Source organism: Solirubrobacter phytolaccae, assembly GCF_027587195.1.
Classification (GTDB): Bacteria; Actinomycetota; Thermoleophilia; order Solirubrobacterales; family Solirubrobacteraceae; genus Solirubrobacter; species Solirubrobacter phytolaccae.
In genome coordinates this window covers 1-16,028 of sequence record NZ_JAPDDP010000047.1, presented here as the reverse complement: position 1 = coordinate 16,028, position 16,028 = coordinate 1, and the positions used below count along the sequence as shown (strand labels likewise).

Sequence of the window (16,028 nt, the reverse complement as noted above, 5' to 3'; positions counted from 1 at the left end):
TTCACGTGCCCGTGCGCATCGCCGTCTATGTCGTCGTGTATCTCGCCGCGGTCGCGCTCGGCCGCGCGACGCGCCTCGACGGCACCCAGCTCGCGCTCGTCTGGCCCGCGGCGGGCGTCGCCTTCCTGTGGCTCGCGGACGGCTGGGCCGTGCCGCGGATCCGCCGGCTGAACCTCGTGCTGCTGTTCGCGGCGACGGTCGCCGGCAACCTGCTGACCGGCGCGGTCTTCTCCCTGTCGGTGTTCTTCGGCGTCGCCAACCTCGTGCTGGCCTACGGCTCGTGCGTCGTGTTCGCGCGGCTGCGCCCGGACGGCTGGGGCATGTCCAAGCCGGCGGACGTGCGTGCGCTGCTGGTCGCGGCGGTCGCCGGCGCGGTCCTGAGCGCCGTGATCGGACCGGTGGCCGTGTGGCTGCTGACCGACGACCACTGGCCGGTTGGCCCCCTGTCGTGGATCCTGCGCAACGCGGCCGGCACGATCGTCGTGGCCGGCGTCGGGTTGCGGATCCGGGATCACGTCCGGGCGCGCGAGTTCAAGCTCGAGCGCGGCCTGGAGTTCTTCGTCGTCACGGTGCTCGCCGGCGGCGGCTACGTGCTCGCCTTCGGGCTGACCGAGGGCGTGCCGCTGACCTTCCTCGTGGTGCCGCTGAGCGTCTGGGTGGCGCTGCGCTACCAGACCACGCTCGCCGCGCTGCACGGCCTGTTCATCGGCTCGCTTCTGATCGGGATGACGATGGCCGGGCACGGCCCGTTCGCCTACCAGACCCCGCAGGTGCGCGTGATGCTCGCGCAGGCGTTCATCGGCGTCGTGAGCTCGCTGGTCCTGGTGCTGGCGCTGCACCGGGACGCGAGCGACGCGCTCGAGCGCGAGCTGGCCGCCGCCCGCGACGAGGCGCTCGCGGGCTCCAAGCTCAAGTCGAGCTTCCTGGCGAACATGAGCCACGAGATCCGCACGCCGATGAACGGCGTGATCGGCATGACCGAGCTGCTGCTCGACACGTCGCTCGACGCGCGCCAGCGCGGGTTCGCCGATCAGGTGCGCGGGTCGGCCGCGGCGCTGCTGACGATCATCGACGACATCCTTGACGTCTCCAAGATCGAGGCGGGCAAGCTGGAGCTCGACCGCGTGGCGTTCTCGCTGCCCGGCGCGCTGGGCGACGTGCGCGCGCTGCTCGCCCTCGACGCGGAGTCCAAGGGCGTCGCGCTCACGGTGCGCTTCGCCCCCGACGTGCCGGAGTTCGTCAGCGGCGACCCGGTCCGCGTGCGGCAGGTCCTGACCAACCTCGTCGGCAACGCGGTCAAGTTCACCGCGGCCGGCCGCGTCGACGTCACCGCGACGCGCGGCGCCGGCGACGAGGTCCTGATCCGCGTCGTCGACACCGGTGTCGGGATCGCCGCCGACGTGCTCCCGCGCCTCTTCGACCCGTTCGCCCAGGCCGACGCCACGACCACGCGCCGCTACGGCGGCACCGGGCTGGGGCTCGCCATCTCGCGCGAGCTGGCCGAGCTGATGGGCGGCTCCCTCACCGCGACGAGCACGCCTGGCGAGGGCAGCACGTTCCTGCTGACCGTCCCGCTGCCCGCCGCGGAGGCCGCGGTCGAGGTCGGCGTGGCCCGCGTCGCCCCGGTGGCCCTCGATGCGGAGCTGCCCGTGCTCGTCGCCGAGGACAACCCGGTCAACCGGATCGTCGCCACCGAGATGCTCCGCAAGCGCGGGCTGACCGTCGAGCACGCCGCCGACGGCCGCGCCGCGGTCGACATGGTCCTCGCCCGCCCGTACGCCGCCGTCTTCATGGACTGCCAGATGCCCGAGCTGGACGGCTACGAGGCCACGCGTGAGCTCCGCCGCGCCGACGTGACCGTCCCGATCATCGCCATGACCGCCAACGCCATGAAGGGCGACCGCGAGCAGTGCCTCGCCGCCGGCATGGACGACTACCTGGCCAAGCCGCTGCACGCCTCCGACCTGGACGAGGCGCTCGGCCGCTGGGTCCGCGGCGCCGAGGCGGTGCATGAGCCGGCGTGGGTGGACCACGACGTCCTGGGCCAGCTCGGTGATCCCGTGATCGCCGCAACGATCGTCGAGCTCTTCGTGAGCGATGCGGCCGCGCGCGTGGACGAGCTCGTGGACGCGCTCGAGGCCGGGGAGCTCGCGAGCGCCCGCAAGCTCGCGCACACGCTGGCCGGCAGCTCGGCGAGCGTCGGCGCGGTCCGGCTGGCGGAACTGGCCCGGTCGGTCCAGTACGCGGACGCGATCACGCCGGGCGTGGCGGACGAGCTCCGCGCCGCCTACGCGGCGACCGCTCCCGCGCTCAGCGCCTGACGGTCAACCGCGCGGAGCGGTCGACGGTCAAGTAGTCCGCGCTCGCCATCAGCACGAACCGCAGCACCTCGCCGGCCTCGGTCACCACTATCGCGACGCGGCCTTCGTCCTCGAGGCGCTCGATCACGCCCGGCTCGGTCGTGCCGAGCCACGTCACCGTTACGTCCGCCCCTTCACGCAACGGCGGCGGCATGGCTTCGGCGCACCGGGATCGAGGCGCGCAGGACGGTGCCGGCGCCGGGTGAGGACTCCACGTGGAGCGTGCCGTTGACGAGCGCGAGCCGTTCGCGCATGCCGATCAGGCCGAAGCCGCTCGACCGGTGCTGGGGGTCGAACCCGGCGCCGTCGTCGCGGACGATCAGGTCGATGTCGCCGTCGCGGTCACGCAGGCGGACGGAGACGCGATCAGCGCGGGCGTGCTTGGCGATGTTGGTCAGCGCCTCCTGGACGAGGCGGTAGACCGTCGACTCGATCTCGGGCGCGAAGCGAGGCTCCGCGAACGCGACATCGAGCTCGGTCTCCAGGTCGGTCTGGCGCACGAAGCGGGCCACGAGCGACTCGAGCGCGGGCGTGATCCCGAGCTCGTCCAGCGCGGCCGGGCGCAGCTCGGTGATCAGGGAGCGCAGGTCGCCGACCGCGGTGGTGATCTGCTCGAGCGCCTGCTCGATCGCGCCGCTCATGCGGTCGGCGTCGCCGCTGCGACGGGCGCCCGAAAGCAGCATGCGGAGTCCGGCGAGCTGCTGGAGCGTGTCGTCGTGCAGCTCGCGCGACCAGCGCGTCCGCTCGGCCTCGGAGGCCTCGATCGAGCGCCGCAGCGCTTCCTCGCTCGCGTTCTGGGCGGTCGCCACGGCCGTCGCGGCGCTGGCGGCGAACGCCTGCAGCAGCCGCTCGTCCTCCTCGTTGAACGGCCGGTCGCCGTGCAGGCGGTCGATCACCGTCAACGTCCCGACCTCGCGGTTGCGGAACACCATCGGGGCGACGATCCGGTCGCCGCCGTCGTCGCCGTGCTCACCCGCGACCGCGGCGAGCACGTACTCGTCGCCTTCGCGCAGGGAGATCTCCGCCGCGCGCGCGTCGATCAGCGCCCGCGAGCGCTTGACCACCAGCTCCAGCACGCGCCCGAGGTCGGTCACGCCGCCCAGCGCGCGGCTGATCTCGGTGGTCGTCTCCAGGCCGCGCATCGTGCGCTCGAGCTCGTCGCGGCGCTCGCGCACGGTCCGGTACAGGCGCGCGTTGCGGATGGCGATCGCCGCCCAGTCCGCGAGCACGACGACCGCCTGCTCGTCCTCCTCGCTGAACTCCTCGCCGCCGTCCTTCTCGGTCAGGTACAGGTTCCCCCACGCCTGGCCCTCGATGATCAGCGGCACGCCGAGGAACGTCGTCATCGCCGGGTGCGCGAGCGGGAAGCCGTAGGACTGTGGGTGCGAGCCGACGTCGGCGAGCCGCAACGGCTTCGGGTCGGTGATCAGCACGCCGAGCACGCCGCGGCCGCGCGGCAGGTCGCCGATCGCCCGGTGCACGTCCTCGGGGATGCCCGCGGTGAGGAAGCGCTCGAGCCGCTCACGGCGCTCGTCGAGCACGCCGATCGCCGCGTAGCGCGCGCCGGTCAGCTCCCGCGCGACCTCGAGCAGACGGTTGAATACGGCGTCCGGGTCGAGCTCGGTGACGAGCGATCGACCCACCTCTACAAGCCGTGTCAGACGGTGCTGATCCATCCCGGCCGGAGGCTAGCTCACGGCTGCCCGTAGTTCCCCGCGTACTCGCCGGGGAAGCCCGCGGATGTCCGTCGGGACCCGTGTTGGCACGATCCATGCATGACCCGCCTGCTGATCGCCTATGACGGCTCGTCCTCCGCCAAGGCCGCGCTCACGTTCGCGAGCGCGCTCTTCCCCGCCGCTGAAGCCGTCGTCGCCCACGTGCACGCGCCGCCGCCGTCGCCCGAGTCGGGCGCGCTCGCCCGGATCGCGCTCCCCGACGAGATGGTCCGCGAGGGCATCGAGCGCATGCGCATCGAAGCGCAGGCCGCCGGCCAGAAGGCGGTCGACGAAGGGGTCGAGCTCGCCACCGCCGCCGGCCTCGACGCCCGCCCGGAGCTCGCGTTCGCGGTCACCCCGTGGCGGGAGCTGCGCGCGCAGGCCGAGGCGCACAAGGTGGACGTGATCGTCAGCGGCACCCACGGCGCGAGTCCGTTCGAGCGCGTGATGATCGGCAGCACCGCGGCGAGCCTGTTGCACCACGCCGAGCGGCCGCTGCTCGTCGTCCCGGAGGGCACGACCGGGGCCGACGGCCCGATCCTCGCCGGCTATGACGGGTCGGACCACGCGAAGACGGCACTCGAGTTCGCCGCCCACCACCTGCGCAGCCGTCCGCTGCTGGTCGCGCACGCCTGGCCGGTGCCGGTGCTCGTCACCTCGCTCGTGACGCCCCCGGCACCACCGGAGAGCGAGCTCGCCGCGGCCGGGGCCGCGTTCGCGCGCGACGCCGGCCTCGACGCGACCGCCACCACGGTCGACGGCACCCGCGGGCTGTGGCGGGCGATGCTCGCGGCCGCCGAGGAGCGCCACGCGGCCGCGATCCTCGTCGGCTCGCGCGGGCACGGCGCGGTCGCGTCGACCGTGCTCGGCTCCTTCGCCACCGGCCTCGTCCACGCCGCCACCCGCCCGGTCCTCGTCATTCCGTAGCTTCTACGGACCACGTCCGCGGTCGCTCACGCAGCCGCGGACGCGCGCGCTTGCCAAGCTTCCGTGGGTGAGCGCAGAACGAGCCGACCGCACCCAGACCACCGTCGTGATCGCCGACGACCACACGGTCGTCCGCCAGGGCCTGCGGATGCTGATCGACAACGAGGACGGCCTGCAGGTCATCGCCGAGGCGGGCACCGTGCCCGACGCGGAGCGGATGGCCCGCGCGCACCGGCCCAGCGTGCTCGTGCTCGACCTCAACATGCCGGGCGGCTCGAGCCTCGAGGCGATCCCGCGGCTGCGCGAGCAGGCCGCCGACACCGCGATCGTCGTGCTGACGATGCAGGACGACCCGGCGTTCGCCCGCCAGGCGCTGCAGGCCGGCGCGCTCGGGTTCGTCCTCAAAGAGGCCGCGGACGAGGAGCTGCTGGAGGCGATCAAGCTCGCGGCGGCCGGCGACACCTACCTGAACCCGCGCCTCGGCGCCCGCCTCGCCACCGCCCCGGCCGAGCCCGCCGGCCCGCCGGACGATCTGAGCGAGCGCGAGGTCGAGGTGCTGCGCCTGATCGCGCTCGGCCACACCAACGCCGAGATCGCCTCCCAGCTGTTCCTCTCCACCCGCACCGTCGAGACCCACCGGGCGCACATCCAGCAGAAGCTGCGCCGCACCACGCGCGCCGAGCTCGTCCGCTACGCGCTCGAGCACAAGCTCGTCGATCTCTAAACGCAGCCTAAAGGAAGACTAAAGGCCCTGGGCCTTTAGGTTGCGGACAAGTACGGAGCGGGTCCGCGGCGGACACCGGTTTCAGGACGGCTCGACGCCCGCGAGGCTGCGGACATGAGCACAATCCTGATCGGCGTCGACGCCACCGCGCGGTCGGAAGACGCGGTCGCGCTGGCCCGCCGCCTCGCGCGGCTCGGCGCCGGTGACGTGGTCCTCGCGACCGTCACGCCCGACCGCGACGAGGGCCACGCCACCGTCCGCCGCATGCGCGGCCTGCTCGCCGGCATCGAGCCCGAGCGCATCCGCACCGCGATCGTCCAGGGTCGCTCCGCCGCCCGCGGACTGCACGACCTCGCGCTCGCCGAGGGCGCGGCGCTGATCGTCGTCGGCTCCACCCACACCGGCCGGCTCGGGCGCGTGCGCCCCGGCGCGACCGGCGAGCGACTGCTGCTCGGCGCGCCGTGCGCGGTCGCCGTCGCGCCGCACGGCTACCGCACGCGCCTCGACGGCGTGCTCACCCGCGTCGGCGTGGCCTACGACGGCTCGGTCGAGGCCACCGCTGCGTTCACCACCGGGCTCGCGCTCGCGCGCGCCACCGCGGCGCGGCTGCAGGTCCTGACGGTGATCCCGCTCGAGGTCTACGGGACGCTCGCGTACGCGCAGGCGGAGCTCGACACGGCGCTGCGTGAAGCGCTCGCCCGCGCGGTCGAGGACGTACCGGACGCCGACGGCATCGTGCTCGACGGTCGCCCGTGGGCGGCGCTCTCCGCCTACAGCGAGCAGCTCGACGTGCTGCTGGTCGGCTCGCGCGGCTACGGTCCGCTGCGCGCCGTCATCACCGGCGGGACGAGCGGGCCGCTGCTGCACCACGCGCACTGTCCGGTGGTCGTGCTCCCGCGCGGCGTCGAGGCGCCGCTCGCCGAGCTGCTCGCGCCGGTGGCCGTCGCGCGATGAACGTCGACCTCGCGCGGTGGCAGTTCGCGATCACCACCGTCTACCACTTCCTCTTCGTGCCGGTCTCGATCGGCATGGCCTCCTACGTCGCGCTCTGCCAGACGCTCTACTGGCGGACGGGCAAGGAGGCCTACGACCGGATGGCGCGCTTCTGGGGCAAGCTGTTCCTGATCGTCTTCGCGCTCGGCGTCGCGACCGGCATCGTCCAGGAGTTCCAGTTCGGCATGAACTGGTCGGACTACTCGCGCTACGTGGGCGACATCTTCGGAGCGCCCCTGGCGATCGAGGGTCTCGCCGCGTTCTTCCTGGAGTCCACGTTCCTCGGCCTGTGGATCTTCGGCCGCGACAAGCTCTCCCCCGGCCTGCACGTCGCCTGCATCTGGATGGTCGCGATCGGCACCGCGCTGTCCGCCTACTTCATCCTCGCCGCCAACTCGTGGATGCAGCACCCGGTCGGCTACGAGATCAACCCGATGAGCGGCCGCGCCGAGCTGACGTCGATCTTCGACGTGCTCACGAACTCGACGCTGCTGTACGCCTTCCCGCACACGATCCTCGGCGCCTTCGCCACGGCCGGGATGCTCGTGATCGCCGTCTCCGCCTGGCATCTGCTGCGGCGCCGTGACGTCGACGTGTTCGGGCCGTCGGTCAAACTCGCCGCGCCGATCGTGCTCGTCGCGACCATCGCCACCAGCATCGTCGGCCACTACCAGGGGATGCTCCTCGTCGAGCAGCAGCCGATGAAGATGGCCGCCGCCGAAGCGCTGTTCGAGACCGCCGGGCCGGCCCCGTTCTCGCTGTTCGCGACCGGCGACTGGACGCCGAACCCGGAGCGCACCAACGTCGACATCCAGGTCCCGGACCTGCTCTCGTTCCTGGCCACCGGCAAGTGGGACGCCGAGGTCAGAGGCATCAACGACCTCAACGCCGAGTACCAGGCCAAGTACGGCCCGGGCCAGTACGCGCCGATCGTCGGCCTCACGTACTGGTCCTTCCGGGCCATGATCGGCGCGGGCACGGCGATGATCCTGCTCACCGCGCTGCTGCTGTTCCGCGCCCGCCGGAACATGCTGGTCGAGCGCCGCAAGCTGCTGTGGCTGATGGTCCCCGCGGCGCTGCTGCCGTTCATCGCCAACAGCGCGGGCTGGATCTTCACCGAGGTCGGCCGCCAGCCGTGGGCGGTCCAGGGCCTGCTGAAGACCGCCGACGCCGTCTCCCCCACGGTCAACGCCACGTCGGTGCTGATCACGATGGCCGGCTTCACGCTGCTGTACGGCGTGCTGGCCGTGATCGGGTTCGCGCTGTTCGCGCGCACCGCCGCCAAGGGCGCGCCACGCCCGGACGAAGCCACGCCCACCTCCGAACTCACCCTCGCGTACTGAGCCATGACAACCCTTGAGATCGTGTGGTTCCTGCTGATCTGCGTCCTGTGGATCGGCTACCTGGTGCTGGAGGGCTTCGACTTCGGCGCGGGCGCGCTCGTGCGCGTGCTCGGCAAGACGACCGAGGAGCGCGGCGCGCTGCTGCGCACGTTCGGCCCGGTCTGGGACGGCAACGAGGTGTGGCTGATCGTCGCCGGCGGCGCGACCTTCGCCGCCTTCCCACACTGGTACGCGACGCTGTTCAGCGGCTTCTACCTCGCGCTGTTCCTGCTGCTGGTGGCGCTGATCATCCGCAACGTCGGCGTCGAGTTCTGGGGCAAGGACACCGGCGCGCGCTGGAAGTCCCGCTGGGAGTGGGCGATCGTCGTCGGCAGCGCGCTCCCGGCCGTCCTGCTCGGCGTCGCCTGGGCGAACATCGCCGGCGGCGTGCCGCTGACCGACGACGGCGAGTTCGCCGGCACGTTCTGGACGCTCCTGAACCCGTACGCGCTGGCCGGCGGCGTCACGAGCCTGGTGCTCTTCCTCGCCCACGGCTCGCACTTCCTCGCGCTGCGCACGGAGGGCGAGCTGCACGCGCGCGCCGTCACGCTCGCGAGACGCCTCGCGCCGGTCGCGTTCGCGGTCGTGCTCGCGTTCAGCGTCTGGACGCTGGCGCGGATGGACGGGATCGAGCCACTGTCCGCGGTGCTGGCCGGGGTCGCGGTGCTCGCCGCGGGCGCCGCCTGGTGGCGAGCGCTCCTGGGGAGCGAGGGCTGGGCCTTCGCGGGCTCCGCGCTCTCCGTCGCCGCGCTCTTCGCCTCGCTGTTCGCGTGGCTGTACCCGAACGCGATGGCCGCGAGCGAGGGCCCGGCGCTGTCACTGCACATGGCCGCCTCGACGCCCTACACGCTGCAGGTGATGACCGTCGTGGCGGCGATCTTCACCCCGCTCGTGCTGCTCTACCAGGGCTGGACGTACTGGGTGTTCCGGCGAAGGGTGGCCGTGGATCCGGCGTGAGTGATCCGTCGGCGCCGCGTCGCCGTAGTCGTTGCTAGGTTATTTCTCTGGTTCGCCTTGACCCCGCGAACGTGAGCCAAACACGTTCGAGTCACGTAGGGATCAGGGCAAGTGCTTCAACCTGCAACATCCTCCGGCGGCGGTCGTCAACGCCCCCGCATCCTGCTTCTAGAGGCCGATTCCGAGCTGGGCGGCCTGCTGGATCCTGCCGCGCTGCAGCGCGCTCGCGCCGAGCTGAGCGTGAGCTGGGCGCCCCTGGAGACCGGGCCGTGGGACGTGCGCCGACTCAGCGCGGCGTCGTGCGCGAACGCCGGTCTGCTCGTCCTCAGTGGTGTCGTCGCCCGCGAGGTCACGCTCGCGGGCGACGTCAGCACCGAGCTGCTCGGCACCGGGGACCTCATCCGACCGTTCGGCGGGGGTGGCGACGCGCAGCTGCTGGACACGACGGTGCGCTGGAACGTCATCGGCAGTGGACGCGTCGCGATGCTCGACGCGGGCTTCATGGGCCGCGCCGCGCAGTACCCGGGGATCGCGGCGATGCTGATGGAGCGGATCGAGGCGCGGGCGCGGCGCCTGGCGACCGTCAAGGCGATCGCCCAGCTCACGCGCGTGGACGAGCGGCTCGTCGCGCTGGTGAGACACTATTGCGAGCGCTGGGGTCGGGTGACGGGCGAAGGGGTGCTGCTGCCTCTGTGTCTGAGCCATCGCATGCTGGGTGAGCTCGTGGGCGCGCGCCGGCCGTCGGTCTCCACGGCGGCGGCCACCCTGGAGCGGTCCGGCCGGCTCGTCCGCCGCAGCGACGGCACCTGGCTCCTGCGCGACCGGGACACCGCGCCCCGGCCCGCGCCGGAGAGCGTCGCGCAGCGTCGGCGGCTCGTGCCGACGTAAAATGCTCAGCCGTGGATACGGCTGAGCACCTGCACAAGACCCTGCGCGAGCTGGAGACCCTGAACGAGTCGACCCCGCTGGTCGAGGCGATCCAGCACGCGGTCGAATCCGCCACCGCCGTGTTCCGCGTGACCGGCTGCGGCGTGATGTTCATCGACGACGCGCAGGTGCTCCACTACGCCGCCGCGAGCGACGGCCACGGCCGCGAGCTGGAGAAGGCGCAGACACGTGCCGGCACCGGCCCGTGCGTGCAGTCGCTCGTGACCAACGAGGTCGTCAAGACCGAGGACGTCACGGCCGACGAGCGCTGGCCGGAGATCCACGCGGACCTGGAGTCCACACGGGTGCGCGGCGTGGTCGGCGTTCCCATCCACCTCGGCGGCTCGGTCGTCGGCTCGCTCGACGCCTACTGCCACGTGCCCCACGTGTGGACGGACGAGACCGTCGAGGGCCTGCAGGCGTACGCGAAGCTGATCGAGCGCCTGCTACTGACCGCGATGCGCGCGCAGCGTCACGAGGAGACCGTCCGCCAGCTCGAGCACGCGCTCGAGCACCGGGTGGTGATCGAGCGCGCGGTCGGGGTGCTGATGGAGCGTCACGCGCTGGACGCCCTGTCCGCCTTCGAGCGGCTCCGCTCCGCGGCGCGCAGCTCTCGCCGGCGCGCCGCGGACGTCGCGAACGAGATCCTGGCTACGGCTGGGTCGTCGACAGCGTGAACGTCACCGTCCTCGAGTAAGACCCGGTCCGCGGCGGGTCGGGCAACGTGAACGGCCCGTTGTTCGAGCGCGCACATCGTGAGAATCGGTGAGGCGAGAATGTTTGCTCAGTCGAAACGCTGGGAATGAGGTCCGCGCGTCTGCGTGCCGGCGGTTCTCCCCGTCACCGCCTCTGCGAACGGGCTCCCCGTGAGTCTGACCCACTCGCTTCCGTCCGGCACGCGGACGCGCCGGACTTCCGCCTGCGTGCCAGCTCCCGTCCACGCGTACGGGCATCCCCATCGCGACGGCCCGGTGCACGGCCGTAGGCTCGGGGCCGCTCATGCGCTTCCTCCTCCCCGCTCTCGCCATTCTCGCCGTCCTCGCCGTCGCCCCCGCGGCCGAGGCCAAGACGCGCAGCTGCGCGTCCGCCGACCTGCGCTACCCGTTCGAGCCCGGTGGGCCGAAGACGTTCGGCGTCTTCAAGCTCAAGGTCACCGGCGCGTCGTGCATGACGGGCCACCACGCCGCACACGCGTGGATGGCGAAGTTCGAGGCGTCGCTGCGCGGCGAGGGTGAGCTCGAAGTGCCGAAGACCGCCGGCGGCTTCCGCTGGAAGGAGCTCGCCCCGAACGCCGCGCAGACCTATCGCCTGCGCGGCACCAAGAGCAAGACGACGGTCACGTTCGACTACGTCGTCCCCAACGGCTAGCTCAGTCGTCGGGGAACGGGTCGGGGTAGAAGTTGTCCTCGCCGATGAACACGCCCTCGCCGAGCGGGTCGGGCTGGCGTGTCGTGTGGTTCGTGTCGATCGCGAACGTCTCTTCCTTGACCGTGCCGTCGGCGAAAGCGAGCCGGATCTTCCCGCCGGCCAGCACCTCGTAGGTGCCGCGCTGGTCGGGCGGGTAGCTGCCGACCGCGGTCCACGGGCCCATGCCCGGGTCGCCCACCGTCGTCGTCGTGCTGCGGCTCTTGATGAACTGGCCGTCGGGTGAGAGCGACAGGTACTCCTGCGTGACCGAGCAGCCCGTGATGAGGCCGCACATGCCGCGGAAGGACGTGTGCTTGTGCTCGTTGATCGTGAAGCGCTGGCCCGGCTGGGCGAGCGCGAGCGGCCAGTACTCCTCGCCGTCGATCGTGAGCTTGCCGTCCTTGAAGGTGCCGGCCTTGTCGCCGATCGTGACCGCGCCGGTCTTCTCGTCGTACGTGTAGAGGAGGCAGCCGTCGCGCGTGTCGAACTCGTCCTCGGGGCTCGCGGCCGCCGTGGTGCACGCCGCGGGGAGCCCGCCGGTCGGGAAGCCGCTGAACACGGTGCCGCCGTCCACGAAGTAGAGCGCCCGGTTGTCCCACGCCCAGTCGACGTGGTTGACGTTGCGCCACCAGAACGTGCCGACGATCGGGCTCTTCTTGGCCTGCTCCTGTGGCTGGGGGTTCGGCGCGAGCTTCTTGGCCTTGCCGATCCTCAGCAGCAGCGTGCTCGACGCCTTCTGCTTGCCGGACTTGACCGTGATCTTCAGCGAGGTCGAGGTCTTGGCCCGCTTGGTCAGCTTCACCATCAGCGTGACCGTCCGCTTCTGGGCCGGCTTGAGCGCGCCGAGCGTCTTGACCTTGCCGACCGAGAGCCCGCGGACCTTGCCGGCGGAGATCGTCACCTTCGACGACTGCTTGGAGCCGTCGTTGGCGATCTTGAGCTTCAGGCGCATCGTCTTGTTGCGCTTGATCGTCGACGGGGCACCGCTGAGTGAGACGGTGAGCTTCGCGGACGCCGGGACCTTGACCGGCGGCGTGTTCGCCGTGGTCGGCGCGGGCACCGGAAGGGGCGCCGGCGCCGCGGGCGTCGGGCTCGGGGTCGGCGTGGGCGTCGGGGTCGCCGCGGGCGGCGTCTCGGCGACCAGCGGCACGATCGCGTCGATCTCGTCGAAGAAGCTCGTCGCGTTCACGCTTGTCGCGATGCCCGCGAGCGCGCAGTCGAACGGCGCGCCGAGCTGCGGGTCGTTGCTCGCCGACAGGGTCAACGTCGTGCCCTCGACGGTGAGCTTCGCCGTCTTGGCGCTGCCGCCCGTGACCGCGTAGGACGCGGCGCCGGAGCCGACGGACCCGAGGAACACGGCCGCCGGCGTCCCGCAGGACCCGTCGGTGGCTCTCGTCCCGAGGACCCCCACCGGGTAGCCGCTGGCCGCCGGAGCGGCTGCCAGCCGCATCGCGACCGCGGCGACGCCCGTGTCGTTGGTCGCCGCGGCGACCTGGAGGATGTCATGGCCGCTGGTGCCGCCATTGATGGTGTCTGAGGCGCGGTCCTGGCCCTCGCCCGAGCGAATCGTCGCTTCCGCCGGCGCAGCCATCACCGCGAACGCGATGATCCCCGCCAGCACGCCCTGCCGTGCTGCCATATGGCCGCAAACCTACCGGACGCTCCGGCCCGTTTCGTCACTTAGGTTGTGAACAGGCGCGTTCGGCTACGTTGGCCGCATGGCTTCCACCGCGCTCGTCCGCCCCGCCCGGGGCCGCATGATCGCCGGCGTGTGCGCCGGACTCGCCCGCCGCTTCGGCATGAAGCCGTGGCAGGTCCGGGCGCTGTTCGTCATCTCCTGCCTGCTGCCCGGCCCGCAGATCCTGCTCTACATCGGCCTCTGGATCGTCATGCCGAAGGCGTCCTACTGAGCCGCGCGACGCTCACGCCCGCGAGCGCGACCATCAGCACCGCGCTCACGACGCACCACTGGCAGATCGCCTGGATCTCGGCGATCTCCACGTACGTCAGATAGAGGCTGAACGCCGCGCCGACGAGCGCGACGAACGCGGCCGACGTCCGGCTCAGCTCGTCCGGCAGCGCGAGTGAGCCGAGCAGCGCGAGGTAGCCGCCGAGGCCGAGTACGGCGACCGGCACGCCGAACAGCTCCGCGTACTCCGAGCTCTGCACGCGCTCGCACCCGCCACCGCCGCCGACGCAGAACGGCTCCAGCCCCGCGTAGTGGACCACGTGAGGTAGCCCGCGACGGCGACCCCGACCGCGGCGAGCACCGCCGTGGCCACCCGCGTGCTCGTCGCAGCGCCTCGTCGAGCGCGGCCGTGAACGTCTCCGGTGTGAGGTCGTCGATCTTCAGCGGCGTCTCGTCGTGGCCGCGGCGCAGGAAGAACGTGGGCGTGGAGCTCACGCCGAGGCGGTCCGCCGCGTCCTGGGCCTGCTCGAGCACGCGGTCGGCGGTGCTCGTGTCGCGCTTGGCGGCCTCGTAGTCGACGCCACCGGCGGTCGCGGTCGCCTTGAGGAAGTCGTCGGTGACGTAGCCCGTGTTCTCCTGGCCCTGGGCGGCGAAGAACGCGTCGGTGAAGCCCCAGAAGCGGTCCTGCTTGGAAGCCGCGGCGGCCAGCTGACCGGCCTTGACGGAGTCCTCGCCGACGAACGTGAGCAGGTTCAGTTCGAGCTTGAGCTTGCCGGGACGGACGTAGCGCTCGACGATCGTCGGGAGCACGTCGCGGGCGTAGGCGCCGCAGAACGGGCACTGCAGGTCGGCGAACTCCACGAGCGTCACGGGCGCCGACGGCGAGCCGAGCCGGATGCCGTCCTGCGGGAGCCCGGCGAAGCGCGCGCTCACGGCCTGCGGCTGCGCGACGGCGTCCTGCTGGGAGAGGCGCGAGACGGTGATCGCTCCCGCGGTGAGCGCGAGCGCGGCCGCCGCGACGACGACCAGTCGCCGGCGCGCTCTACGCCGCTGCGTGGCCTGGCGTTCCTCGGCCTCGATCGCTTCCCGCCGCTTGCGTGCGGCCTCCTTCTGCTGCATCCGTGAGCTCATGGGATGACCATCGCCGGATCCGGCGGACGGGTGATCCGGAGCTCTCCGCGGCCGATCGCGGGTTTCCCGCAGTCCTCAGCGCCCGCCCGCGCTTAGGCTCGGGCCATGCTGATGCGGCGCGTCGTGAACCCGGTGATGGACCGGCTGCTGCGCTCGCGCTTTCACGCGCTCGCGGGCCGGCACACGGTGCTGCTCGAGGTCCGCGGGCGACGGAGCGGGCGGGTGTTCCGGGTCCCGGTCACCGCCCTCCCGGGTGAGCGGGCCGGCGAGCTCATCGTGCGGAGCCGGCCGGGCCGCACGTGGTGGCGCAACCTGCGCGGCGGCGCGCCGGTGGGCGTGTGGATCGGCGGCTCCCGCCGCACCGGGGTCGGCACGGTGCGGGGCGACGATCAGGACCCGTGCGTGTCCTTGCGCTTCGAGTGATCGCGGATCGAGCCGGCGTGCGCGCGTGCGTCCGGGTCGCGGCGCGACTTCATCAGGCTCGCGACCGTCGTGATGACGAGGATCACCACGATCACGACGAGGCTCGTCGACGTCTCGATCTCCGGGATGTCGTCGCTCTGCAGGTGGCCGAAGTGCAGGATCAGCTTCGCGCCGATGAACGCGAGGATGAGCGACAGGCCGGTCGACAGGTAGACCAGCCGGTCCAGCAGGCCGGAGACGAGGAAGAACAGCGCGCGCAGGCCGAGCAGCGCGAACGCGTTCGCGGCGAAGACGATGAACGCCTCCTCGGTGATGCCGAAGATCGCGGGGATCGAGTCCAGCGCGAACAGGATGTCCGTGCTGCCGATCGCCAGCAGCACGAGGAACAGCGGCGTGAACACCTTGCGGCCGTCGATCCGCGTGCGCAGCTTGCCCTCGTCGTACTGGTCGGTGAACGGCAGCCGCTTGCGCGCGAACGTGACGAGCGCGTTGTCCTCGACGCTCGGGTCCTGCTCGCGGTGCCGGAACAGCTGGACGGCCGTGAAGATCAGCAGCGCGCCGAAGATCAGGAACATGAAGCTGAACGCGGCCAGCAGCGCCGCGCCGAGCGCGATGAAGATCGCACGCAGCACGAGCGCCAGCAGGATCCCGATCGTGAGCACCTTCTGCTGGTGCACGGGCGGCACCGCGAACGTGCTCATGATCACCACGAACACGAACAGGTTGTCGACGGACAGGCTCTTCTCGACGACGTAGCCCGCGAAGTACTCCGCGCCGTAGTCCCAGCCCGCGATGAAGCCGAACGCGACCCCGAAGCCCACCGCCACGCCGATGTAGAACAGCGACCACCCCACCGCTTCCCGGAAGCCGACGACATGGGCGCGTCGACCTCCGGAGACGAGCAGGTCCAGGACGAAAAGGCCGGCGATCAGGCCGAGGGTGACCGCCCAGCCGGCGGTGGTGACTTCGAGCACACCACCAGTGCTACCCGCTCAACATGAGCAAGTTCTCACGCAGCGCGCCCGCGCCCCGCGCCCCACGCCGCCCGCGCGGCGGGCGTGCGCTGACGTTCGCGTGGGCGCCCAAGGTGCGCGCGACGTCGCATCTCGTCGAGCGCTGCGCGAGCTTCTTCGGGCTCGGCCTGGCGAAGGCGACCGGCGTGCCGCCCGCGTT

At 71.9% G+C, this 16,028-nt stretch carries 16 protein-coding genes and 1 pseudogene; 11 read left to right on the top strand and 6 right to left on the bottom strand.

Features of this window, described 5'->3' with window-relative positions; translation table 11 throughout:
* Nucleotides 1-11 precede the first annotated feature (11 nt).
* Entirely contained in the window at nucleotides 12-2,321 is a 2,310-nt protein-coding gene (locus OJ997_RS22580) for an ATP-binding protein (protein WP_270027503.1), read from the top strand.
* On the opposite strand, the gene OJ997_RS22575 is transcribed toward OJ997_RS22580, so the two are convergent.
* Together OJ997_RS22575 and OJ997_RS22570 are read right to left on the bottom strand one after the other, a co-directional pair.
* The gene (locus tag OJ997_RS22575; protein ID WP_270027502.1) at nucleotides 2,311-2,478 is read right to left on the bottom strand and encodes a hypothetical protein; all 168 of its coding nucleotides are present in this window, start codon (nucleotides 2,476-2,478) and stop codon (nucleotides 2,311-2,313) included. The genes OJ997_RS22580 and OJ997_RS22575 overlap by 11 nt on opposite strands.
* Before the next feature lie 16 nt (nucleotides 2,479-2,494).
* Nucleotides 2,495-4,003 (bottom strand): GAF domain-containing sensor histidine kinase, encoded by a 1,509-nt coding sequence (locus OJ997_RS22570; protein ID WP_270027501.1) that lies wholly within the window; start codon nucleotides 4,001-4,003, stop codon nucleotides 2,495-2,497.
* Nucleotides 4,004-4,135: 132 nt separating this feature from the next.
* On the opposite strand from OJ997_RS22570, the gene OJ997_RS22565 reads away from it, so the two are divergent.
* From OJ997_RS22565 to OJ997_RS22530, 8 genes are all read left to right on the top strand, one after another.
* A complete protein-coding gene (locus OJ997_RS22565) occupies nucleotides 4,136-5,002 on the top strand; it encodes a universal stress protein (protein WP_270027500.1) in 867 nt (288 codons plus the stop codon).
* Between the two features lie 67 nt (nucleotides 5,003-5,069).
* Nucleotides 5,070-5,726, top strand: coding sequence for a response regulator (locus tag OJ997_RS37760; RefSeq protein WP_270027499.1), 657 nt, complete (start codon nucleotides 5,070-5,072; stop codon nucleotides 5,724-5,726).
* A gap of 114 nt (nucleotides 5,727-5,840) precedes the next feature.
* On the top strand, nucleotides 5,841-6,680 hold the full coding sequence (locus OJ997_RS22555; RefSeq protein WP_270027498.1) for a universal stress protein: 840 nt from the start codon (nucleotides 5,841-5,843) through the stop codon (nucleotides 6,678-6,680).
* A complete protein-coding gene (locus OJ997_RS22550) occupies nucleotides 6,677-8,062 on the top strand; it encodes a cytochrome ubiquinol oxidase subunit I (protein WP_270027497.1) in 1,386 nt (461 codons plus the stop codon). The genes OJ997_RS22555 and OJ997_RS22550 overlap by 4 nt, the downstream gene beginning before the upstream one ends.
* Nucleotides 8,063-8,065: 3 nt before the next feature.
* The gene (cydB, locus tag OJ997_RS22545) at nucleotides 8,066-9,058 is read left to right on the top strand and encodes a cytochrome d ubiquinol oxidase subunit II (RefSeq protein ID WP_270027496.1); all 993 of its coding nucleotides are present in this window, start codon (nucleotides 8,066-8,068) and stop codon (nucleotides 9,056-9,058) included.
* Between the two features lie 240 nt (nucleotides 9,059-9,298).
* Nucleotides 9,299-9,946 carry a cyclic nucleotide-binding domain-containing protein gene (locus OJ997_RS22540; RefSeq protein WP_270027495.1) on the top strand — a complete coding sequence of 216 codons (648 nt, stop codon included), beginning with the start codon at nucleotides 9,299-9,301 and terminating at the stop codon, nucleotides 9,944-9,946.
* Nucleotides 9,947-9,957: 11 nt separating this feature from the next.
* The gene (locus tag OJ997_RS22535) at nucleotides 9,958-10,662 is read left to right on the top strand and encodes a GAF and ANTAR domain-containing protein (protein WP_270027494.1); all 705 of its coding nucleotides are present in this window, start codon (nucleotides 9,958-9,960) and stop codon (nucleotides 10,660-10,662) included.
* Nucleotides 10,663-10,984: 322 nt separating this feature from the next.
* Nucleotides 10,985-11,353: a hypothetical protein gene (locus tag OJ997_RS22530; RefSeq protein ID WP_270027493.1), complete on the top strand. Its 369-nt coding sequence runs from the start codon at nucleotides 10,985-10,987 to the stop codon at nucleotides 11,351-11,353.
* 1 nt (nucleotide 11,354) lies between these two features.
* Here OJ997_RS22530 and OJ997_RS22525 read toward each other — a convergent pair whose 3' ends face one another.
* A complete protein-coding gene (locus tag OJ997_RS22525; RefSeq protein WP_270027492.1) occupies nucleotides 11,355-13,031 on the bottom strand; it encodes a hypothetical protein in 1,677 nt (558 codons plus the stop codon).
* 79 nt (nucleotides 13,032-13,110) lie between these two features.
* Here OJ997_RS22525 and OJ997_RS22520 point away from each other — a divergent pair, with 79 nt between their 5' ends.
* Nucleotides 13,111-13,302: a PspC domain-containing protein gene (locus OJ997_RS22520; RefSeq protein ID WP_270027491.1), complete on the top strand. Its 192-nt coding sequence runs from the start codon at nucleotides 13,111-13,113 to the stop codon at nucleotides 13,300-13,302.
* On the opposite strand, the gene OJ997_RS22515 is transcribed toward OJ997_RS22520, so the two are convergent.
* Both OJ997_RS22515 and OJ997_RS38145 read right to left on the bottom strand, forming a co-directional pair.
* Nucleotides 13,280-13,621, bottom strand: coding sequence for a vitamin K epoxide reductase family protein (locus tag OJ997_RS22515; protein WP_270027490.1), 342 nt, complete (start codon nucleotides 13,619-13,621; stop codon nucleotides 13,280-13,282). The two genes, OJ997_RS22520 and OJ997_RS22515, sit on opposite strands and share 23 nt — an antisense overlap.
* Nucleotides 13,622-13,757: 136 nt before the next feature.
* Nucleotides 13,758-14,420, bottom strand: a pseudogene (locus OJ997_RS38145) (DsbA family protein); the annotation flags it as partial.
* Nucleotides 14,421-14,537: 117 nt separating this feature from the next.
* On the opposite strand from OJ997_RS38145, the gene OJ997_RS22505 reads away from it, so the two are divergent.
* Nucleotides 14,538-14,855, top strand: coding sequence for a hypothetical protein (locus OJ997_RS22505; RefSeq protein ID WP_270027488.1), 318 nt, complete (start codon nucleotides 14,538-14,540; stop codon nucleotides 14,853-14,855).
* Here OJ997_RS22505 and OJ997_RS22500 read toward each other — a convergent pair.
* Nucleotides 14,822-15,829, bottom strand: a complete 1,008-nt coding sequence (locus OJ997_RS22500; RefSeq protein WP_270027487.1) for a TerC/Alx family metal homeostasis membrane protein — start codon at nucleotides 15,827-15,829, stop codon at nucleotides 14,822-14,824. The genes OJ997_RS22505 and OJ997_RS22500 overlap by 34 nt on opposite strands.
* Between the last annotated feature and the right edge of the window lie 199 nt (nucleotides 15,830-16,028).